Below are 19494 nucleotides of genomic sequence, written 5' to 3'. Positions count from 1 at the left end.
CCTCGGATGCCCTCAGCGTTGTCGGTCAAGTGTATTATGTCAAGCGTATTGGAAAAGCCGGGGATGTCCGAGGAGTGCCGCGCCGATGCCCAAGCAGGTGGACCACCAGGAGCGCCGCGAGGCCATCGCCCGGGCGCTGTGGCGGGTCGTGGAGCAGCGCGGCGCCACCCAGCTGACGCTGCGCGAGGTCGCCCGGGAGGCGGGGATCTCGCTCGGGCAGCTGCAGCACTACTTCGGCTCCCGGGCCGAACTGCTCGGCTTCGCGATGGACCTGGCCGGCGAGCAGAGCGCGCGGCGGGTCGGCCGGGCGCTGGCGGAACTGGGCGAACGGCCGCACCCGCGCGCGGTGTTGCGGGCGATGCTGGTCGAACTGCTGCCGCTGCACGCCGGTTCACGGGTGACCAGCCGGATGAGCGCCGCCTACGTGCTGGAGGCGCTGCACGACGAGGAGGTCCACGCGCGGGCGCGGAGCGGCCTGGTGCAGGGGCGCGCCGCGGTGGAGCGGGTGGTCCGGCAGGCGGTCGCGGACGGGCTGGTCGCGGCGGACCGCGACCCGGTGGTGGAGACGGACCTGCTGCTCGCGCTCACCGGGTTCACCACCCTGCTGGAACTGGGCGTGGTCGAGCCGGCCGCCGTGCTCACCGCCGTCGACCGGCACCTGGACGGGCTGTTCGCGGGGGAGGGCGGGGCGGCCGGCCGGTGACGGCGTGGCAGGCTGGGCGGGCACCGCCGCCCGGATCCGTACGACGCCGGGCGCGCACGACGCAGGACCCGCACGACGCACGACCCGCACGACGCAAGGCCCGTACGAGGCCGGACCCTCAACCAGGAGCACCCGCATGGACCGACCCGCCGCCCTCCGCCTCGACGCCAACGCCTCCGGGCACCCGGCGGGCATCCTCGACGCCGCAGAGCAGGCCGAACGCCGGGGCATGGACCGGCTGGTGGTCGCCGAGACCGCGTACGACCCCTTCCTCCAGCTCGCCCGGGCCGCCGACCGGACCGAGTCGATCGAGCTGGCCACCGGCATCGCGGTGGCCTTCGCCCGCACCCCGATGACCCTGGCCTACCAGGCCTGGGGGCTGCACGCGGCCTCCGGTGGGCGGGCCGTCATCGGGCTGGGTTCGCAGGTCAAGCCGCACATCGAGAAGCGCTTCGGGATGCCCTGGGACCGCCCGGCGGCCCGGATGCGCGAGTACGTGCACGCGGTGCGGGCGATCTGGCACAGCTGGCAGACCGGTGAACGGCTGCGCTTCCGGGGCGAGTTCTACACCCACACGGTGATGACGCCGGTCTTCTCGCCCGACCCGGTCCCGGCCGGGGTGCCCCGGATCCTGCTGGCCGGCGTCGGTCCGCTGATGACCCGCACCGCCGGGGCGGTGGCCGACGGCTTCCTCGGCCACCCGTTCTCCTCCACCGCCTACCTGGCCGAGCAGGTGCTGCCCGGGCTGACGGCGGCGCGTCGGCAGGCGGAGGCCGAGGGCGCCGAGTGGACCGGGCGGCCGTTCGAGATCGTCGGCAACGTGCTCACCGCCGTCGGCCGCACCGAGGAGGAGCTGGCGGCCAACAGGGCCGGGGTGCGGGAGCGGCTCGCGTTCTACGCCTCCACCCCGGCCTACCGGCCGGTGCTGGCGCAGCACGGCTGGGAGGACCTCCAGGAGGAGCTGCACACCCACTCGGTGCGCGGGCGCTGGGCGGAGATGACGGCGCTGATCTCCGACGAGGTGTTCGACGCCTTCGCGGTGTCCGGCACGGTGGAGGAGGCGGCGCGGGAGATCCACCGCCGGTACGCGGGGCTGGTCACCCGGCTGTCCGTCAACCTGCCGGAGGACGCGGACCGGACGCTCGGCCTGGACGTGCTGGCGGCGGTGCGCGCGCTGGGCTGAGCGGAAGCACCCCGGCGGCCTGGGGCTGACAATCGCTAGGCTGCGCCGACATGGATGCGGAAGACGCCGAAGCGCTGCGACACCTCCACGACGCCGGGGACTACAGGCGGCTCGCCGAACGGACCTCGGACCCGGACGTGCTGCGCCGACTGGCCCTGGGGGAGTACTCGTTCGTCTGGCATGCGATCGCCAGGAACGCCGCCGCACCCGCCGATCTGCTCGTCCCGCTCGCCGCCCGGCGGCACAGCACCTGGAACGACAACTGCCTGCTCCGGCTGGTCGCCGCCCACCCCGCCCTGACCGGTGCCGAGTTGGACGGCCTGGTGCCGTTGCTGGCCGCACGCCTGGAGGAGGGCGAGCGCCCGTACGCGGCGGTCCTGGAACTGGCCCGGCGGCCGGAGCCGGCCGCCGGGCCACTGCGCCGGCTGGGGCGCCTGCCCGGGGCCTCGGCCCGCTTCCGCAGGGGGATCGACCGGGCGCTGGCGGCGCGGCCGGTTCGCTGAGCGGCCCCGGTACCTCAGGCGCTGGGCACCGGGGGGACGGCGCGGCGCTCGCGCAGGGTGCGCAGCATGCGGCGGGTGACGCGGGTGGCGACCGGCGGGAGGAGGTCCAGGGCCAGGCGGCGCGGGGTGGAGCGGACCTGTGCGGGTGACTTGACCTGGTAGTTGAGCCGCAGCACGCGGTGGCCGGCGATGGTGTCCTCGTCGACGGTGTAGTCCTCGGCCCGCCAGTCGCGCTCCAGCAGGGTCCGGCGGGCGGCTTCGGCGTCGCCCCAGGTGCCGTAGAACTTCATCGGGGTGAGCAGCACCGGCCGCAGCCCGCCGGTGAACACCGCCTCCCACACCGCCGCGGAGACGCCCGGGGTGTGCTCCGAGCGGTAGTCGTCCAGCGCGACCAGGCCGTCCTCGGCGAGGGCGGACCTGGCGACCAGGATGTCTCCGCTGACGTGCTCGTACAGGTGCGAGGCGTCGACGTGGACGAACCGGCAGCTGCCCGCCGGGATCCGGCCGTCGGCCAGCACCGAGGTGGGTGCCTGGACGATCTCGGGCAACTCGCCGTGGAAGGCGAGGTAGTTGGACTCGAAGGCGCTGCGGGTGAGGGTCTTGCGGTAGGACATCGTCATCTCGGCGGCGTTGTCGGCGTCGCCGGCCTCGGAGTCGAACAGATCGCAGACGGTCAGCCGTTCGCCGGGCTGGAGGTGGTCCCCGAGCAGCACGGCGCTGCGGCCGAGGTAGCTGCCGAGCTCCAGGATGTCCCCGCTGACCCCGGCCGCCGTCTGGGCGGACAGCAGGTGGGAGAAGGCGGCGCGGTCCAGTCCGAAGAACCAGCCGGGGATGTCGTCCCGCCTCTGCGGAACGGGGCGGACGGCGGCGGTCACTTCACTGGGCACGGCTGCCTCCAGGGGACGGGCGGAGCGCGGTGGTGGATCACGCCGCGGAGGGCGAACGCCGTGGTCGTGAGGCCGATCATCATAGCTATGCCCAGGCTGCTCCGGGGCCCTTCAGACGGCTTCCGGACCGCTCGCTCCCGTCAGCCCGCTGATGGTCTCGGTCAGCCAGGCCCGTTCGGCGGCGGTGGAGGCCCGGGCGACCAGCAGCATGCCGCGCCGGAACGGGTTCGGCTCCCGCTCGGCGGTGACCGGGCGGCCGTCCCCGTCGTAGAAGAAGCTGCTCGGCGCCTCCAGGAAGGCCAGTCGGCGGCGCAGCACGGCGGCCTGCTGGTGCGGGTCGGCCAGGTGGTGGAGGAAGGCCGCGAGGGTGAAGAAGCGGATCTGGTCGGTGATTTCGGCCTGTTCCGGGTCGGCCAGCCGGCGCAGCAGCTCGGCCCGGCCCTCCCCGGTCAGTTCCAGGGTCTGGCGCGGGGCCGCCCCGGTGCCGGGCTCGGTGCGGCGGTGCAGCAGTCCGGCCTTCTCCAGCCGGGTGATCGCGGGGTAGAGGGCGCCGTCGCTGACCGGCCGGACGTGGCCGGTCAACCCGGTGATCCGGGACTTGAGTTCGTAGCCGTGCAGCGGCTGGTCGTACAGGAAGCCGAGGATCGCGAGGGTCAGCACGGTTGAAGCCCTTTCGTCGGAGTGCGCCCCATGGCGGGGTCATGTTACCTCTTGCCGAGGTACCTCTAACCGAGGTATATCCCTTCGAGGTAAATCCAATCGAGGTGGCCGCCGACCCGGTGCGGGCGGCGGAACGAGGGGGAAGCGTGCGCGAGCAGCTGTACCGACTGGCCGCCCTGGCCGGGCCGGTCTACGCCGAACTGCTGTCCGGGGTGATCGCCACGGTGATCGGCACGTTCTGGGTGGCGAGCCTCGGCGGATCCGCCGTCGCCGCCGTCACCCTCGCCGGCACCGTCGAGAACCTGCTGCTCGGACTCGTCCTGGTGGTGGCCTCCGGCGTCAGCGTCCGGCTCGCCCGGGCCCTCGGCGCCGGCGACCGGGACGAGGCCGCCCGCGTCACCCGGGCCTCCTGGCGCCTGTGCGCGCTCGGCAGCCTCGCCCTCGCCGCCCCCGGCTTCCTGCTCCGGGACCGCCTCGCGGCCGCCTTCCTCGACGGCGAGGCCGCCACCCGGGCGGCCGAGTACTTCACCGTCGCCTTCCCGGCGTTCGGCCTCTTCTTCGCCCAGCGCGTCGCCGACGAACTCTTCAAGGGCGCGGGCGACACCCGCACCCCGATGCGGATCGCGCTGCTCTCCAACGCCCTGCTGCTGGTCCTGGACCCGCTGCTGATCCTCGGCCCCGGCCCGCTGCCCGCCCTCGGCGTGACCGGCGCGGCGCTCGCCCTCACCGCCTCCCGGGCGGTCGCCCTCGCCGTCACCCTGCGGCTGCGGCCCCGGACCGGCGGGGCGGTCCGGGGCGTCGGTGCGGCAGCCGTCCGCATCCTGCGGGCCGGTGCTCCCTTCGGCCTGGACTTCACCGCCCGGATGGCCGTCGGCACCGCCCAACTGGCCCTGGTCGCGGGCTTCGGGGTCGCGGCCGTCGCCGGGTACGGCATCGGCTACCGGCTCCTGCTCCTGCTCACCATGGCCTTCTACGCGCTGCGCCAGGCCACCGCCATCCGGGCCGCCCGGCTCACCGGCGCGGGGGCGGCCGCCGAGCTGCGGGCCCTCCACCGCGCCACCGCCCGGCTGGCCGTCGGACTGGGCGCGGGCGCGGCGGTGCTGGCGGCCGGCTGCGCGGGCCCGCTGACCGCCCGGTTCACCGACGACCCGGCGGTGTCCGCCCAGTCCGTCGGCTTCCTCCACCTGACGGCCCTCTACCTCCTCCCGTACGCCCCGGCCGTCGCCCTCGGCGGCTTCCACCAGGCGACCGGCGCGGGGCGGGCCCTGGTGCTGTCGGCGGTGTTCGGGCTCGGTTCCCAGCTCGGGGCCGCGGTGGTGCTGTCGGGAGCGCTGGGGGTGGCCGGGGTGTGGTGGGGGCAGGTGGTGGGAGCGGTGGTGCAGCTGGGGCTGCTGAGCCTGCTCACTCGGCGGGGGACCGGTGCCGCCGGCCGTTCAGGAGACCCTGCCGGCCCGCGGGCACAGACCGGTGGCGAACGCCCGGGCGGCCGCCAGGTCGCGGGCGTCCGGGCGCTGCTTGTTGATGCCGCCGACCAGTTTGAAGGGGAGCCAGGTGTCGTGGCCGCGGGCCGTGAAGCTGCCGACCACCTCGAAGCCCTTCGGCTCCAGGAGGCGGACCAGCGGGCGGGTGAAGGGGCGGAAGCCGGGCTCGGGTAGGCCGCTGGTGGCGAAGACGAAGGCCCGGCGGGGCTGTCGGGCCGAGGGAAGCGCCCGCACGTACTCGCGCAGGCGCGGGTGCAGCCGGCCGGTGAAGACGCCGGAGCCGAAGCCGACCAGGTCGTGGCCGGCGAGGTCGGCCGGGTCCAGTTCCTCGGGCTCGACCACCCGGGCGGTCAGGGGGTGGGCCATCGCCTCGGCGACCCGCCGGGTGTTGCCGTGGGACACCGAGACGCAGACGATGACGGCCTTCATGGTGATGCTCCCTTCGCTCCGCGGTCGCGGGGGGTGCGGAACGTCCGCGCCCACAGGGTCGACCGGGCAGCGCTCGGGAACGTGACATGCAGAATCGGAGGCATGGACGAAGGCGGCGAGTCGGCCTGCTGGCTGGACCGGGTGTGCCCGGAGTGCGGACGGCTGCGTGAGCGGCCGGGCCCGGGGCCGTGCGAGAACTGCGGCGCGGAGCCGGACGGGGACGCGAACGCGGACGGGGACGCGGACGGCGGGTCCGGCGGGGAGCCGGGGCACGGCGCGGAGCGGGAGCCGGGCCGGGCCGACGGCTGAACGCCGCCGCCCGGCCCGGCGGAGCGGACGCGGTCTCGGGCCGCTACTGCGGCGGCTGGTCGCGGAACTGGTCCTTCAGCTTGTCCTGGGCCACGTCGGTCTGGCTGCTGTACTTGCCCTGGGTGCGTTCGTCGAAGGCGTCGCCCGCCTTGTCGATGCCCCTCTCCGTCTGCTCGTCGTGGCCCTTCAGCAGGTTCTTGAGCTTATCCAGCATGGACATGTGGTCACCCTCCTGGATGAGACGCCCCCACCCCTCCAGGATCACAGCGCGGGCCGTCCCGCGCATTTCGCGGCCGCGCGGCGGCCTTGGCAAGGCGATCCCGGTCATGTCAAATCGAGAGTTCACGGTTCGTCGGAGGGAGTCGTTCTGAAGCCGCACACCTGGAACCGCACGGGCGCGGCCCTCACCGTCGCCACCCTGGTCACCCCGCTGCTGCTGGTCGGCGCCGGAAGTGCCAACGCAGATCCGGACCCGGCCCGCCGGGGGGCCAAGCTGGCCGAGCGGCTGGTCGCGGCGAGCAGTGCCGAGGACGCGCACGACACCCTCGCCGTGCTGCAACGGGTCGCGGACCGCAACGGCGGTACCAGAGCCGCCGGTTCGAAGGGCCACGACCGGTCGGCGGACCACATCTACGAACAGGCCCGGCGGGCCGGGCTCGTGGTGTCCCGGCAGGAGTTCGAGTACACCTTCTTCGAGGCCCGCGCCCAGCGGCTGGACGTGGCGCCGAGGTGATCAAGTCCTCCGAGCAGCAGGCCCGTTACGGCGGCACGGCGGGCACCGCCTTCGACGCCTGCTACCACAAGGCCTGTGACGACCTGGACAACATCGCCATGGCGGCCTTCGACGTCAACATCGACGTGATCGCCCACGCCGTCGGCACCTACGCCTGGGACCTCTCCTCGCTGCGGCAGCCCGTACCGGCCCAGCGCCCCGCCGGTCGGGCGGCGGCCTGACGCCCGGGTGGGCCCGCTGCCGTCCTCGGGCGGCGGGCCCACCCGCCCACCGTGCACCTGCCCGCCGTCCGCACCCTCCCGCCGTCATCGCCCCTGCGTCATCGCCCCTGGTGGAGCCGGGTGCGAGCCACCGTAGCCGCCGTCACTGACAATCCGGCCCGAGCCCTGTACGGTGCCGCGCGGAGCGCATCCGCCGAGACCCGGTGGGTGCGCCGGGTCCGGTCCTGACACCATGGGACCGAGATCACGACACCGTGACACCCTCGGAGGAGTCAGCAACATGAGCACGCACTACGACGTCGTCGTCCTCGGCGCGGGCCCCGGCGGCTACACCGCCGCCGTCCGCTCGGCGCAGCTGGGCCTGAAGGTCGCGGTCATCGAGGCCAAGTACTGGGGCGGCGTCTGCCTCAACGTCGGCTGCATCCCCTCCAAGGCCCTGCTGCGCAACGCCGAGCTCGCCCACATCTTCACCAAGGAGGCCAAGACCTTCGGCATCAAGGTCGAGGGCCAGGTGACCTTCGACTTCGGCGAGGCCTTCCGCCGCAGCCGTACGGTGGCCGACGGCCGGGTCAAGGGCGTCCACTACCTGATGAAGAAGAACGGCATCACCGAGTACGACGGCTGGGGCACCTTCGTCGACGACCACACCCTCCAGGTCGCGCTCAGCGGCGGCGGCTTCGACGTGGTCACCTTCGACCACTGCATCATCGCCGCCGGTGCCACCACCCGCCTGCTGCCGGGCACCAGCCTGAGCGAGCGCGTGGTCACCTACGAGGAGCAGATCCTCACCGAGGAGCTGCCGGAGAGCATCATCATCGCGGGCGCCGGCGCGATCGGCGTCGAGTTCGCGTACGTGCTGCACAACTACGGCGTGAAGGTCACCATCGTCGAGTTCCTGGACCGCATGGTGCCGCTGGAGGACGTCGAGGTCTCCACCGAACTCGCCAAGCAGTACCGCAAGCTGGGCATCGAGGTGCTGACCTCCACCCGGGTGGAGTCCATCGACGACAGCGACCCGAACAGCAAGGTCAAGGTGACCGTCACCAAGAACGGCGAGCAGCAGGTGCTGGAGGCCGACAAGGTGCTCCAGGCGATCGGCTTCGCGCCGCGGGTCAACGGCTACGGCCTGGAGAACACCGGGGTCAAGCTCACCGACCGCAACGCCATCGCGGTGGACGGCCGCGGCCGTACCAGCGTCGACCACATCTTCGCGATCGGTGACGTGACGGCCAAGCTGATGCTCGCCCACGCCGCCGAGACGATGGCCGTGATCGCCGCCGAGACGATCGGCGGGGTGGAGACCCAGGAGGTGGACTTCGTGATGATCCCGCGTGCCACCTACTGCCAGCCGCAGATCGCCTCCTTCGGCTACACCGAGGCGCAGGCCCGGGAGCAGGGCTACGACGTCAAGGTCGCCAAGTTCCCGTTCACCGCGAACGGCAAGGCGCACGGCCTCGGCCACCCGATCGGCTTCGTCAAGGTCATCAGCGACAACAAGTACGGCGAGCTGCTCGGCGCCCACCTGATCGGCCCCGAGGTCACCGAGCTGCTGCCCGAGCTGACGCTGGCTCAGCAGTGGGACCTCACCGTCCACGAGGTCGCCCGCAACGTGCACGCCCACCCGACCCTCGGCGAGGCGGTCAAGGAGGCCATCCACGGCCTCGCCGGTCACATGATCAACATGTGACGACCCGGCCCGGCTGAGGACAGGGCCCCGGCGGGCGGCGAACGCCGGCCGGGGCCCGAGTCGGCGGTGCGGGGGCGCTCAGGTCGTGATGAAGGGCGACGCGATGGCCGACGTCCTCGGCAAGGCCGAGGCGGCACCCCGGCCGTCGAAGCGCCGGCACAGCACCTACCGCACCCGGGTGCGCAGCCAGTCCTTGATCTCCGGGGTGACCTCGTCGGTGATGTCGGAGAACTCCTCGTGCTTGGTCAGGAACTTGGCCACGTACGGGCAGACCGGGACGATCCGCTTCCCGGCGGCCCGCACGTCCGTCAGCGCCTCCTGGACGAGCTGCCCGGCCAGGCCGCGGCCGGCGAAGGCGTCCTCCACCAGGGTGTGGTAGAAGACGCGCCGGCCGTCGTGGTCCAGGTACTCGGCGAAGCCGGCGAGCTCGCCGTCGACCCGGATCTCGTAGCGGTGCAGGGCGTCCGCCCGCTCGACGACGGGGGTGCTGGGGGTGCTCATCGCGGAGGCCTTTCGTTCGCGGAGCCCGTACGGGCTTTCGGTGCGGGGTCAGGTTAGCTCCCGGTGGATGCGACCGACCCGGTCCGACCCAGTGGGCTGACCCGGTGGGCCGACCCGGTCGCCCGGGCCGCTGGGCTGGGCCGACCGGGCGATGGCCGGAGCCCTCGGCGCCGCTCCGGCTGCCCCGGAGTCCCCGGCCGCCTAACGTTGGCGGGACGGCCCCGCCCACGGCGCGGCGGGCCGAGCGGGACGTCGGCGGAACACCGGAGGAGCGGAGGGGCGGGGTGCGGGTGCGGTCCGCGGAGGTGAGCCGGCTGCCGCAGCCACCGTCGGGGTCCGCCGGCCAGCTGCCGGTGCTGGTCCGGTACGGGCACCGATCCTGGCTGATCCCCGCGCTGCTGCTGGTGGCGGTGGTGGTCGTGGACGCGCTGACGCCCAGTTCGTTCGCGTCCGTCAGCTGGCTGGCCCTGGTGCCGGCGGTGGCGGCCGGGCTGTGCGGTCCGGCGGCCACCGGGGTGTTCTGCGTCCTCGCCGTCGTCGCCTATCCCGCGCTGGACAGCATCTGGGCGAAGTCCCAGGGGGTCGAGGACTTCCTCCTGGTGCTGGCCGGCTGCGTCCTCGCCCTGCCGCTCAGCGTGTTCCGGGCCCAGGCCGCCGCCTATGTGCGCCATCTGCAGGGCGCCGCCGAGACCACCCGGCAGGTGGTGCTGCGCCCGGTGCCGCCCGGCTGGGGCGGGGTGGAGTCGGCGGCCCGCTACCTGGCGGCGGACGTCGAGGCCCGGGTGGGCGGCGACTTCTACGACGTGGTGGCCTCGCCCTTCGGCGCGCGGGTGGTGCTCGGCGACGTCCAGGGCAAGGGGCTGCCCGCGGTCTCCACGGCGGCGGCCCTGGTCGGCTGCTTCCGGGAGGCCGCCTTCCGCGAGGCGGACCTCGCGACCGTCGCCTCCCGGCTGGAGGAGCGGGTGCACCGGCAGAACCTGCTGGCCTCCCGGCTGGGCGAGGAGGAGGAGCGGTTCGTCACCGCGGTGGTCATCTGGTTCCCCGACGACGCCCGGCAGGAGATCGAGCTGGTCAACTTCGGTCACGACAGCCCGCACGTCCTCGGCCCGGACGGGGTCCGGCAGCTGCCTCCGGGCCGCGGCGCCCCGCTCGGGCTCGCCGGGCTGGCCGGCGGGCTGCCCGGGGTCCAGCGGCTGGGGCTGGGGACGGACGAGACCGTACTGATCGTCTCGGACGGGGTGACCGAGGCCCGGGACCGGCAGGGCGCCTTCTTCGGGCTCCGGGCGTACCTGGACGAGCTGGTGGGCCTGCCCGGAGCCACCGTGCCCGAGCGACTGGTGGAGGCCGTCGCCGCCGCCGTCGTCCGGCACACCGGTGGCCGCCGGACGGACGACACCGCCCTGCTCGCCGTCCGGCGCAGCGCGGTACGGCCTCCGGCCGAGCCGGGGACGCCCGGCGGGTAGGGGTTGTCCTGGGGTGCTGTCAGGCGGAGAGGGAGGCGAGGGCCGCGGACAGCCGCCGGGCGGCCTCGTCGGCGACCTCGGCCAGGCCGCCGCCGGACCCCGCGAGGGTGACCAGGGTCTGGGGGTCGACGGCCTCGACCACGGTCGCCTCGCCGTCCCGGCGGACCACCACGTTGCACGGCAGCAGCAGGCCGATCCGGCGGTCGGCCGAGAGTGCGCGGTGGGCGAGGGCCGGGTTGCAGGCGCCGAGGATCAGGTAGTCCTCCAGCTCCTCACCGAGCTTCTCGTGCAGGGTCGCCCGCACGTCGATGGTGGTCAGCACGCCGAAGCCCTGCTCCTTCAGCGCGGCGGTGACATCGGCCACCGCCTGCTGGAACGGCCGGTCGAGCCGGACGCCGAGTCCGTAGTCCACGTTTTCCTCCTCGGGATCCCGCCCAGTATCGGGGGCGCCGGCGACCGGCGCCCCCGGACGCGGCCGGTCAGGCCCGAAGTCGGGGAACGGCCAGGGCGGGGCGCGGGATCCGGCTGATCACCGAGCCGATCAGGGTGCCGATGGACACCCCGAACACCGCCGACACGGCGGCCAGCACCGACTGGGCCCCGTTGCCGACCTCGATCTGCGCGGTGTCGAGCAGTCCGAAGGAGCCCGGCACCACGATCCAGAACGCCGGGAGGTAGAGCACCTGCCAGAGCGGGCCGCCCGGCAGCCAGTGCACCAGGGTGGCCGCGACCGCCGCGCTGACCGCCCCGGCCAGGCCGCCGATCGCCGCGCCGTGCACCTGTCCGACCGCCACCTGGACGGTGACGCTGACCGTGATCACCGCGACGATCCACGGGATGGCCGCGGGCGGGGTGTTGACGTTGACCACGACGCCCGCCACGGCGATCCGGGCGAGCCGGACGGGTTGCGCGGGGCGGCCTTCGCGGGGCGCGCCGGTCAGTTCACGGTGACCGGCGGCGCGCCGGGCAGGCTGGTGTCGACGAGCGGGCCGTAGCCGGCCGAGAAGTAGCCGTCGGCGGGGCAGAGGCCGGAGCCGCCGCTCTTGGCGAAGTGCTCGTTGCTGAAGGTCAGGCTGTGGGCGCCGTTGTCGGCGGTGCCGGTGAAGGCGCCGCTGAGCCGGTAGGTGCAGGTGATGGTGCCGAACCAGGTGTCGAGGACTGCGGTGGCCTGGATCGGTCCGGCGCTGCCGCCGGTGAGGGTGACCGGCAGGCCGGTGGCGTCGTCGACGGAGACGCCGTAGGGGAGGGTGTCGACGGTGAGGCTCTCCACCGAGGTGACGCCGGTGACGTCGGCGGTGCAGGAGTCGAAGGTGAGCCCGGTCAGCGACTCGGTCGCGACGCCGGGAGCGGCCGGGTTGGTGAGCACGCCGGCGGAGAACTGCGAGGTGGCGCAGGTGACACCGGTGGTGCTGGTCGCGGTCGAGTAGAAGGTGGCGCTGGTGCCGGCGAGGAGCGGTGCGGCGAGGGCGTCGCCCGCCGCGACGGCGGCGCCGCCGGCGGTCAGTACGGGTCCGGCGGCGTCGGCCGGGAGTGCGGCGGCGGGGGCCGCGGCGGCCAGGGCGAGCGCGGTGAGGGCGGCGGGAACGGTCCAGCGGGGGAGTGCGCGCATGGGAAAGCCTCTTCCTCGGTGAGGGGGCGAGAAGACGACCTCCGGGCTGCTCCCGGGAGGCGGGGGGAGCGGGGAGCTGACTACGTTCTAGGACTGTGTCAGTCCACCGTCAAGGCGCTGCGCGCAAGTTGCTGACTTTTCGTCAACAACGGTGATCGCGGCGTCAGCGGCGTGCCGGTGATCCGACAGCGGTCCGACGGTGTCCTGACAGCGGCGGGCGGAAGACTGCGTGGCGTCCGAGCGGATGACTCCTGAGACTCCCCAGTGCCACGTGACCACGGTGCCTCCTGTGACTCATCCGACCCCTGCGACCGACGAAAGGGCCGCCCGTGCCCCGACCCCGTTCCACCGCCACCCTGCGCGCCGCGGCCGCCACGGCCGCGGCCCTGCTGCTGGCCGGTCTCACCCCGGCCGCGGCCTCGGCCGCCGCGCCCGCCCCGCCGGTGCCGGAGCTGACCTGGACGAAGCCCTGCACCCCCGGCTTCCAGTGCGACACCGCCCGGGTGCCGCTGGACTACCGGGACCCGCACGGCCGTTCCATCGAGCTGGCGCTCATCCGCCGCCCCGCCGACGACCGGGCGCACCGGATCGGCACCCTGTTCTACAACCCGGGCGGCCCGGCGGTCCCCGGCACGACGGCCCTGCCCGTCGCGACCGCACTCCTCCCCGAGCAGGTGCGCAAGCGCTTCGACCTCGTCAGCTTCGACCCGCGCGGCGTCGGCGCCTCCACCACGTTGCAGTGCTTCCCGGACCAGGCCGCCGAGCAGGCCCTGCTCGGCGGCCTGCCCGCCGGCTACCCGGTCGGCGCGGAGCAGCAGACCCGCTGGGCCGACACCTACGCCGAACTGGGCCGGCGGTGCGCCGCGAACGACCGCACCGGCCTGCTCGCCCACCTGTCCACCGCGGACGTCGCCCGCGACCTCGACCTGCTGCGCCAGGCCGTCGGTGACCGGCGGCTGAGCTACCTCGCGACCTCGTACGGGACGTACCTGGGCGCCACCTACGCCAACCTCTTCCCGGGCCGGGTGCGCGCGATGGTCCTGGACAGCGCCATGGACCCGGTCGCCTGGTCCACCGGCCGCACCCCGCAGGACGCGGCACTGCCTCCCTTCCTGCGCACCAGCAGCGACCTCGGCTCGGCCCGGGCCCTGAACACCTTCCTCGACCGCTGCGGCGCCGCCGATCCGGCGAACTGCGCCTTCTCGGCGGGCAGCCCGGAGGCGACCCGGGCCAAGTACGCCGAACTGACGGACCGCCTGGACCGCGGGCCGGTCACCGTCGGCAGCGGGCCCAAGGCCGCCGTCCAGGACCGGGCGAGCGCCGCCACCGCCGTCGCGCAACTGCTGTACACGGCCCAGCCGATGCCGCAGTTCGGCACCGCCGGCTGGGCCGCCCTGGGCGGGCAACTGCAGAGCCTGTGGGCCGCCCCCGACACCCCGGCGGCGCCGCTGCCGACCGGCGCACCGTCCGGCCAGACCCAGGTCCTCGGTGTGCTGTGCGCCGACACCGCCAACCCGCCCGCGGGCGCGGACTACCCGGCGCTCGCCGACCTCGCCCGGGCGCGCTCCGGCGACCTCGGCCCGTTCTGGGTCTGGCAGACCCAGCGCTGCGCCGGCTGGCCGGCCGAGGCCGCCCGGGACCGCTACGACGGGCCGTGGGACCGGCACACCGCCGCGCCCGTCCTGGTCGTGGCCAACACCGGTGACCCGGCCTGGCCCTACGAGGGCTCCCGGGCCATGGCGGACACCCTCGCCCGCGGCCGGCTGCTGACCGTCGACGGTGACGGGCACACCGTGCTCGGCAACCCGAGCGGCTGCGCGGCCGGCTACGAGGAGCGCTACCTGGTGGACGGCGAACTGCCGCCGCGCGGCCGGGTCTGCGCACCGGACCGGCGGCCCTTCCAGTAGCGTTCCCGGCTCAGGACTCCCGCCCGTCGCGGTCGTCGGGCGGTTCGTCCGACGCCTCGTCCGACGACTCGTCGGGCGGTTCGTCGGGTGCCTCGTCCGACGATTCGCCGGACGGATCCTCGGGCGGCTCGCCGGACCGGTCGCGGCCCCGGGAGTGGTGGCTTCGCAGGAACCAGGCCAGCAGGGCGAGGGCGACGATCGCGGCGATCACGATGGCGGTGACCCGGCCGACGGTGCCCTCCACCCTGGTGTAGGCCGCTCCGGCGAAGTAGCCCAGGAGGGTGAACCCGACGCCCCAGGCGATCCCGCCCAGGGCGTTGTAGAACAGGAACCGGCGGTACGGCATCCGGGACACCCCGGCCAGCGAGGGCACCAGCGGCCGGACGAAGGCGATGAACCGGCCGATGAAGACGGCGGCCGGTCCGCGTCGGCGGATCAGGTCCTGCACCGTGTCGACCTGGCCGGCGTGGCGGCGCAGCGGGCGGGTGCGCAGGATCGGCGGGCCGAGGTGGCGGCCGATCTCGTAGCCGGCGGAGTCCCCGAGGATCGCGGCGCAGACCACCACCAGGACCATCCAGCCGAGGGAGGCGTCGCCCTGGTGGGCGAGGAAGCCGCCGAGGACGGCGGCGGTCTCGCCGGGGATGAAGAAGCTGAAGAACAGGGCGTCCTCGGTGAAGACCATCCCGCCGACGGCCGCGTACACGACCGGGCCGGACAGGCCGCGCAGCCAGTCGGTGATCGTGTGCATCGGCCACACCCCGTCGGTGATCGGGCCCCTTCCCGCGTCCCCTTCCGCCCCAATGTAACGCCTGCCGCCGTGCGGGCCCCGGCGGGCGGGAGGGGGCGGCCCGGTGCCCGGCTTCCTTAGCGGAACGTTAGATCTGCGCGGCGTTCCTTGCCGCCGCGCGGCGGGCGGCGGCACGCTCTGGGCACCCACCCACCGCACCGAGTCCCGGGAGCCGCCATGTCCCCGTCCGCCGCCTCCGCCGTCCGTCCGCAGCCGCCCGGCGAGGAGCGCGCCCGGCGGCGGCTCGCCCTGGTCGGCGGGTCGCTGGGCAACCTGGTCGAGTGGTACGACTGGTTCGTCTACGCCAGCTTCGCCGTCTACTTCGCGGACGACTTCTTCCCCGGCAGCGACTCCACCGCGAAGCTGATGAACACCGCCGGGATCTTCGCGGTCGGCTTCCTGATGCGCCCGGTGGGCGGCTGGCTGCTCGGCCGGGCCGCCGACCGGCACGGCCGCAAGAGCGCCCTGACCCTGACCGTCACCATGATGTCCGCGGCCGCCGTCCTGATCGCCGTCGCCCCGACCTACGCGCAGGCCGGATACCTCGGCGCCGTCGTGCTGCTGCTCGCCCGGCTGCTCCAGGGGATGAGCATCGGCGGCGAGTACGCCGCGAGCGCCACCTACCTGACCGAGGCCTCCGCACCGAACCGGCGCGGCCTCGGCTCCTCCTTCCAGTACGTGTCGATGACCTGCGGCCAGCTGCTCGGCCTCGGCATCCTCATCGTCATGCAGCACACCCTCGGCAGCGCCCAACTGCACTCCTGGGGCTGGCGGGTGCCGTTCCTGCTCGGCGCCGTCCTCGCGGGCGTGGTGCTGTGGCTGCGCCGCCGGCTGCCGGAGACCGAGGCCTTCACCGCCGAGACCGGCGACCGCGGGCACAGCGGCGGGGGGCAGGACGGCGCCCGGGGCACCCTGCGCAGCCTGTGGGAGCACCGGCGCCAGGCCCTGCTGGTGATGGCCCTCACCCTCGGCGGCACGGTCGCCTACTACACGTACACCACCTACCTGACCAAGTACCTGATCGGCAGCGCAGGGCTCGCCAAGAACACCGCGACCCTGGTCAGCTTCACCGCGCTCGCCGTCTTCGCCGCGATCCAGCCGCTGGCCGGCCTGCTGTCCGACCGGATCGGCCGCCGCCCGCTGCTGATCACCTTCGCGCTCGGCTGCACCGTCGGCACCTACCCGCTGATGACCGCCCTCGGCTCGGCCTCCGGCTACTGGTCCGCGCTGGGGCTCTCGCTGGTCGCCCTGGTCATCGTCACCGGCTACACGTCGATCAACGCGGCCGTGAAGGCCGAACTGTTCCCCACCCGCATCCGCGCCCTCGGCGTCGCCCTGCCGTACGCCCTCGCCAACGCGCTGTTCGGCGGCACCGCCGAGTACATCGCGCTCTGGTTCAAGGACAGCGGGCACGAGTCCGGCTTCTTCTGGTACGTCTCCGGCTGCGCCCTGGTCTCGCTGGTCGTCTACGTGCTGATGCCGGACACCAGGAACGCGGTGCTCAGCCCCGAGCAGGCCCGGCCGGAGGCCGGGACGCAGGCCCCGGCGGGGGCCGCCGGGGCCGAGGCCGTACGGTAGTCCCCTCAGAGGTGGGGAGGGTTCCGTGCACATGCTGCTCGTCGAGGACGACGACCGCATGGCCCAGGCCCTCGCCACCGCGCTCGCCCGGCGCGGCCACACCGTGCGCCGGGTGGTCCGCGCCGCGGAGGCGCTGCGGCACGCCCGGGAGGCCGAGTTCGTCCTGCTCGACCTCGGGCTCCCCGACCTGGACGGCCTGGACCTGCTGCGCAAGCTCCGCACCGTGTGCGCCCTGCCGCTGATCGTGGTCACCGCGCGCAGCGAGGAGCGGGACGTCCTCCAGGCGCTGCGGGCCGGGGCCGACGACTACGTGGTCAAGCCGTTCCGGATGGCCGAACTGATCGCCCGGATCGACACGGTGCGCCGCCGCACCGGCTCCGCCCCCGAACCGGGCGGCGGCGAGCGGCAGGTGCGCACCGGCGACGTGGCGATCGACCTGGCCGCCCGCACGGTGACCGTCGACGGCACGCCCGTCCGGCTCACCCGCCGGGAGTTCGACGTCCTCGCGCTGCTCGCCGCCCAGCCCGGGGACGTCCGCTCCCGCGAGGAGATCCTCGACCGGATCTGGGGCGATGCCTTCCTCGCCTCCTCGCGCTCGCTGGACGTGCACGTGGCCGGGATCCGCGCCAAGACCGGCCGGGCCGCGCTGGTCCGCACCATCCGCGGGTACGGCTACCAGCTCGGCGCCCTGGACGGCCCGTGAGGCGCCGCCTGCTGGCCGTGCTCACCGCGCTCATCGGCACCGCCGTGCTGCTGCTCGCCCTGCCGCTGGCCGACTCCTACGCCCGCGGCCGCACCGAACACCTGCTGCTGCAGCGCCGGGCCGACGGCGTCCGGTTCGCCGAACTCGCCGACCGGATCCGCACCGACGCCGACCGCCGCGAACTCGACGCCGAACTCTCCCGCTACGCCGAGCTCTACGGTGCCGCCGTGACGGTGGTCGACACCGCCGGCCGTACCGTCGGCCGGGTCGGCCCGGCCCCGAGCGGCACGGCCGCCCAGCGCGCCGAGGACCGCGCCCTCACCGGCCGCTCCACCGAGGAACTGCCCACCGTCCGCCCCTGGGGGCCGGACACCGTCGTGCTGGCCGAACCGGTCGGTCAGGACGAACGAGTGGGCGGTGCCGTCCTGTTGACCGTCCCCACCGGGGCCGCGCGCCACGACGTGCTGGTTCGCTGGGCGCTGATCGCCGCCGGGGCCGTCACCGCCTTCGGCGCCGCCGCGCTGGTCGCGGCCGGGATCGCCCGCTGGCTGCTGCGGCCCGTCCACGAACTCGACCGCGCCGTCGCCACGGTGGCCGGCGGCCGCTTCGAACTGCGTGTCGCCTCCGACACCGGACCACCCGAACTACGGCGGCTGCGAAGGCACTTCGACGGCATGGCGCAGGCCGTCGCCGAATCGCTGCGGCGCCGGCGGGACTTCGTCGCGGACGCGTCCCACCAGCTGCGCAACCCGCTGGCCACCCTGGTGCTGCAACTGGAGAACGCGGAGCCGCACGTCGGGCCGGGTCCCGGGCGGCGGGCGCACGCGCTGGCCCTGGACGAGGCGGACCGGTTGGGCGAACTGCTCGACGGCCTGCTGGCGTTGGCCCGGCTGGAGGCGGCCACCGCGCCGGTCGAGGAGCAGGACGTCTCGGCGGCCGTGGCCGGGCGGGTGGCCGCCTGGGAGCCGGTGTTCGAGGCGGGCGGGCTGGAACTGACGGCGGACGTCGCGCCCGGACTGCGGGCTCTCGGGCTCCCGGACGCCACCGGACGGATCCTGGACGCGCTGCTGGACAACGCGAGCAAGTTCGTCCCGGAGGGGGAGCGCGTCCGGGTGGCGGCGGCGGCCCTGCCCGAGGGCGGCGCCGTGGTCCGGGTCACCGACACCGGAGCCGGTGTCCCGGCGAGCCGACTTCCCCTGCTGCTGGGCCGGTTCGCCCGGGCGCCGGAGCACCAGAACGTCCCCGGCACCGGTCTCGGTCTGGCCATCGCGGACGAACTCGCCCGCGCCTGCGGGGGATCGCTGACCGTGGGCGCGACCAGCCCGCACGGACTGACCGTGGAGTTCCGGCTGCCCTGTGGTCCTAATCGTGGGCGCTGATCTCACCGCCGGCGCCGAGCACGATGTACACGCCGTTGGCGTCGAGCCCGTCGTCGTGCTGGTCGGCCTCCATGGTGCCCATCACCGCGTTGTCGTTGCCGATGATGTCGGCACGGTAGTGGAGTTCGCCGACCTTGGTGACCTTGGCCGTCCAGCCGCCCGCGAGCTTGAAGGTGCCCGGGCCCTTGTGCGAGCCACCCATCCAGGCGTGGACGGTGCCGTCCATCGCCAGCACGACGAACATGTCGTTGGCGTCCACGCCGGCGTCGTGGCCGTTCGCCTCGACCGTGCCGAGGACCTGGCCGTCGTGCACGATCTTCGCGACGTAGTGCTGGTCGCCGAGCCGTTGGATCTCGACCTTGCTGCCGTCCGGCAGGGTCTGGCTCTTGGAGCCCTTGCCGCTGCTCGCCGGCGGGGTGCTGCGGTGCGCGCCGGTCGGGGTGGCCGAGGCGGTGGTGCCGTGGGTGCCGGGCGGAGCCGCCGGTGCGGCCGTGGCGCTGGGTGTGGCCGAGGCCGTGGCGCTCGGGGTGACGGCGACGGTGGCGGTCGGCGCGGCGGTGTCGTGCGCGTCGGCCGGGTTGTTGCAGGCCGTGGCGGCGGATACCAGCAGGGCGGTGGTCAGGACGGTGCCGGCCAGCCTGCGGACGGCGGGGGTGCGGCGGGTCGTCGAGAAGGGCATGCGGGTCTCCTGCGCGAAGTACGGGTGAGGGCATACCGGTTGCCCGGCCCGACCCGGACGGGGGCCGGCGGGCGACGGAGCGGCGTGCACGA

The 19494-nt window shown here is 74.3% G+C and carries 22 protein-coding genes and 1 pseudogene; 13 read left to right on the top strand and 10 right to left on the bottom strand.

Translation table 11 applies throughout. The features are described from left to right. The first annotated feature begins 85 nt into the window (after window positions 1–85). The 3 genes from ACZ6Z8_RS03780 to ACZ6Z8_RS03770 all read left to right on the top strand — a co-directional run bounded on the left by ACZ6Z8_RS03780 (window position 86) and on the right by ACZ6Z8_RS03770 (window position 2389). Complete coding sequence (locus tag ACZ6Z8_RS03780) at window positions 86–703, top strand: TetR/AcrR family transcriptional regulator (protein ID WP_465605993.1); 618 nt, start codon at window positions 86–88, stop codon at window positions 701–703. Window positions 704–839: 136 nt separating this feature from the next. After that, window positions 840–1886, top strand: a complete 1047-nt coding sequence (locus tag ACZ6Z8_RS03775; RefSeq protein ID WP_465605991.1) for a TIGR03617 family F420-dependent LLM class oxidoreductase — start codon at window positions 840–842, stop codon at window positions 1884–1886. Between the two features lie 50 nt (window positions 1887–1936). Next, window positions 1937–2389 carry a hypothetical protein gene (locus tag ACZ6Z8_RS03770; protein WP_465605989.1) on the top strand — a complete coding sequence of 151 codons (453 nt, stop codon included), beginning with the start codon at window positions 1937–1939 and terminating at the stop codon, window positions 2387–2389. Between the two features lie 14 nt (window positions 2390–2403). Here ACZ6Z8_RS03770 and ACZ6Z8_RS03765 read toward each other — a convergent pair whose 3' ends face one another. Both ACZ6Z8_RS03765 and ACZ6Z8_RS03760 read right to left on the bottom strand, forming a co-directional pair. Further along, window positions 2404–3276: a class I SAM-dependent methyltransferase gene (locus ACZ6Z8_RS03765; protein WP_465605987.1), complete on the bottom strand. Its 873-nt coding sequence runs from the start codon at window positions 3274–3276 to the stop codon at window positions 2404–2406. A gap of 111 nt (window positions 3277–3387) precedes the next feature. Continuing rightward, window positions 3388–3936 carry a PadR family transcriptional regulator gene (locus tag ACZ6Z8_RS03760; RefSeq protein ID WP_465605985.1) on the bottom strand — a complete coding sequence of 183 codons (549 nt, stop codon included), beginning with the start codon at window positions 3934–3936 and terminating at the stop codon, window positions 3388–3390. A gap of 41 nt (window positions 3937–3977) precedes the next feature. Here ACZ6Z8_RS03760 and ACZ6Z8_RS03755 point away from each other — a divergent pair. Next, window positions 3978–5219: pseudogene (locus tag ACZ6Z8_RS03755) on the top strand (MATE family efflux transporter); the annotation flags it as partial. A 150-nt stretch (window positions 5220–5369) separates the two neighbouring features. Here the strand turns inward: ACZ6Z8_RS03755 and ACZ6Z8_RS03750 are convergent. Beyond that, entirely contained in the window at window positions 5370–5846 is a 477-nt protein-coding gene (locus ACZ6Z8_RS03750; protein ID WP_465605983.1) for a flavodoxin family protein, read from the bottom strand. 102 nt (window positions 5847–5948) lie between these two features. Here ACZ6Z8_RS03750 and ACZ6Z8_RS03745 point away from each other — a divergent pair, with 102 nt between their 5' ends. Continuing rightward, on the top strand, window positions 5949–6155 hold the full coding sequence (locus tag ACZ6Z8_RS03745; RefSeq protein ID WP_465605981.1) for a hypothetical protein: 207 nt from the start codon (window positions 5949–5951) through the stop codon (window positions 6153–6155). A gap of 43 nt (window positions 6156–6198) precedes the next feature. Here the strand turns inward: ACZ6Z8_RS03745 and ACZ6Z8_RS03740 are convergent, their stop codons facing one another. Then, complete coding sequence (locus tag ACZ6Z8_RS03740; RefSeq protein WP_465605979.1) at window positions 6199–6375, bottom strand: antitoxin; 177 nt, start codon at window positions 6373–6375, stop codon at window positions 6199–6201. Here ACZ6Z8_RS03740 and ACZ6Z8_RS03735 point away from each other — a divergent pair, their 5' ends adjacent. The 3 genes from ACZ6Z8_RS03735 to lpdA all read left to right on the top strand — a co-directional run bounded on the left by ACZ6Z8_RS03735 (window position 6376) and on the right by lpdA (window position 8796). Next, entirely contained in the window at window positions 6376–6888 is a 513-nt protein-coding gene (locus ACZ6Z8_RS03735; protein ID WP_465605977.1) for a hypothetical protein, read from the top strand. After that, complete coding sequence (locus ACZ6Z8_RS03730) at window positions 6885–7109, top strand: hypothetical protein (protein WP_465605975.1); 225 nt, start codon at window positions 6885–6887, stop codon at window positions 7107–7109. The genes ACZ6Z8_RS03735 and ACZ6Z8_RS03730 overlap by 4 nt, the downstream gene beginning before the upstream one ends. A gap of 280 nt (window positions 7110–7389) precedes the next feature. Then, the gene (gene lpdA, locus ACZ6Z8_RS03725; RefSeq protein ID WP_465605973.1) at window positions 7390–8796 is read left to right on the top strand and encodes a dihydrolipoyl dehydrogenase; all 1407 of its coding nucleotides are present in this window, start codon (window positions 7390–7392) and stop codon (window positions 8794–8796) included. A 165-nt stretch (window positions 8797–8961) separates the two neighbouring features. On the opposite strand, the gene ACZ6Z8_RS03720 is transcribed toward lpdA, so the two are convergent. Beyond that, entirely contained in the window at window positions 8962–9297 is a 336-nt protein-coding gene (locus tag ACZ6Z8_RS03720; protein ID WP_465605972.1) for a GNAT family N-acetyltransferase, read from the bottom strand. Window positions 9298–9581: 284 nt separating this feature from the next. On the opposite strand from ACZ6Z8_RS03720, the gene ACZ6Z8_RS03715 reads away from it, so the two are divergent. Then, on the top strand, window positions 9582–10760 hold the full coding sequence (locus ACZ6Z8_RS03715) for a PP2C family protein-serine/threonine phosphatase (RefSeq protein ID WP_465605970.1): 1179 nt from the start codon (window positions 9582–9584) through the stop codon (window positions 10758–10760). A 19-nt stretch (window positions 10761–10779) separates the two neighbouring features. On the opposite strand, the gene ACZ6Z8_RS03710 is transcribed toward ACZ6Z8_RS03715, so the two are convergent. The 3 genes from ACZ6Z8_RS03710 to ACZ6Z8_RS03700 form a co-directional block, all read right to left on the bottom strand. Beyond that, complete coding sequence (locus ACZ6Z8_RS03710; RefSeq protein WP_465605968.1) at window positions 10780–11172, bottom strand: DUF302 domain-containing protein; 393 nt, start codon at window positions 11170–11172, stop codon at window positions 10780–10782. A 67-nt stretch (window positions 11173–11239) separates the two neighbouring features. Then, window positions 11240–11641: a hypothetical protein gene (locus tag ACZ6Z8_RS03705; RefSeq protein ID WP_465605967.1), complete on the bottom strand. Its 402-nt coding sequence runs from the start codon at window positions 11639–11641 to the stop codon at window positions 11240–11242. A 56-nt stretch (window positions 11642–11697) separates the two neighbouring features. After that, the gene (locus ACZ6Z8_RS03700; RefSeq protein WP_465605965.1) at window positions 11698–12369 is read right to left on the bottom strand and encodes a Tat pathway signal sequence domain protein; all 672 of its coding nucleotides are present in this window, start codon (window positions 12367–12369) and stop codon (window positions 11698–11700) included. 329 nt (window positions 12370–12698) lie between these two features. On the opposite strand from ACZ6Z8_RS03700, the gene ACZ6Z8_RS03695 reads away from it, so the two are divergent. Further along, window positions 12699–14276, top strand: a complete 1578-nt coding sequence (locus ACZ6Z8_RS03695) for an alpha/beta hydrolase (protein ID WP_465605963.1) — start codon at window positions 12699–12701, stop codon at window positions 14274–14276. A gap of 10 nt (window positions 14277–14286) precedes the next feature. Here ACZ6Z8_RS03695 and ACZ6Z8_RS03690 read toward each other — a convergent pair whose 3' ends face one another. After that, window positions 14287–15024 (bottom strand): DedA family protein, encoded by a 738-nt coding sequence (locus tag ACZ6Z8_RS03690; protein ID WP_465605961.1) that lies wholly within the window; start codon window positions 15022–15024, stop codon window positions 14287–14289. A 216-nt stretch (window positions 15025–15240) separates the two neighbouring features. On the opposite strand from ACZ6Z8_RS03690, the gene ACZ6Z8_RS03685 reads away from it, so the two are divergent. The 3 genes from ACZ6Z8_RS03685 to ACZ6Z8_RS03675 are packed head-to-tail and all read left to right on the top strand — an operon-like array spanning window position 15241 to window position 18723. Beyond that, complete coding sequence (locus ACZ6Z8_RS03685) at window positions 15241–16641, top strand: MFS transporter (RefSeq protein WP_465605959.1); 1401 nt, start codon at window positions 15241–15243, stop codon at window positions 16639–16641. 25 nt (window positions 16642–16666) lie between these two features. Continuing rightward, window positions 16667–17344, top strand: a complete 678-nt coding sequence (locus tag ACZ6Z8_RS03680) for a response regulator transcription factor (protein ID WP_465605957.1) — start codon at window positions 16667–16669, stop codon at window positions 17342–17344. After that, entirely contained in the window at window positions 17341–18723 is a 1383-nt protein-coding gene (locus tag ACZ6Z8_RS03675; protein ID WP_465605955.1) for a sensor histidine kinase, read from the top strand. Before ACZ6Z8_RS03680 ends, ACZ6Z8_RS03675 begins: the two co-directional genes overlap by 4 nt. Here ACZ6Z8_RS03675 and ACZ6Z8_RS03670 read toward each other — a convergent pair. Then, window positions 18707–19402: a hypothetical protein gene (locus tag ACZ6Z8_RS03670; RefSeq protein ID WP_465605953.1), complete on the bottom strand. Its 696-nt coding sequence runs from the start codon at window positions 19400–19402 to the stop codon at window positions 18707–18709. The two genes, ACZ6Z8_RS03675 and ACZ6Z8_RS03670, sit on opposite strands and share 17 nt — an antisense overlap. Window positions 19403–19494: the final 92 nt, after the last annotated feature.

This window comes from Kitasatospora sp. NPDC101108 (assembly GCF_055584725.1).
Note: the sequence above shows the minus strand (reverse complement) of the source record. Positions and strands in the feature narration are given on the sequence as shown.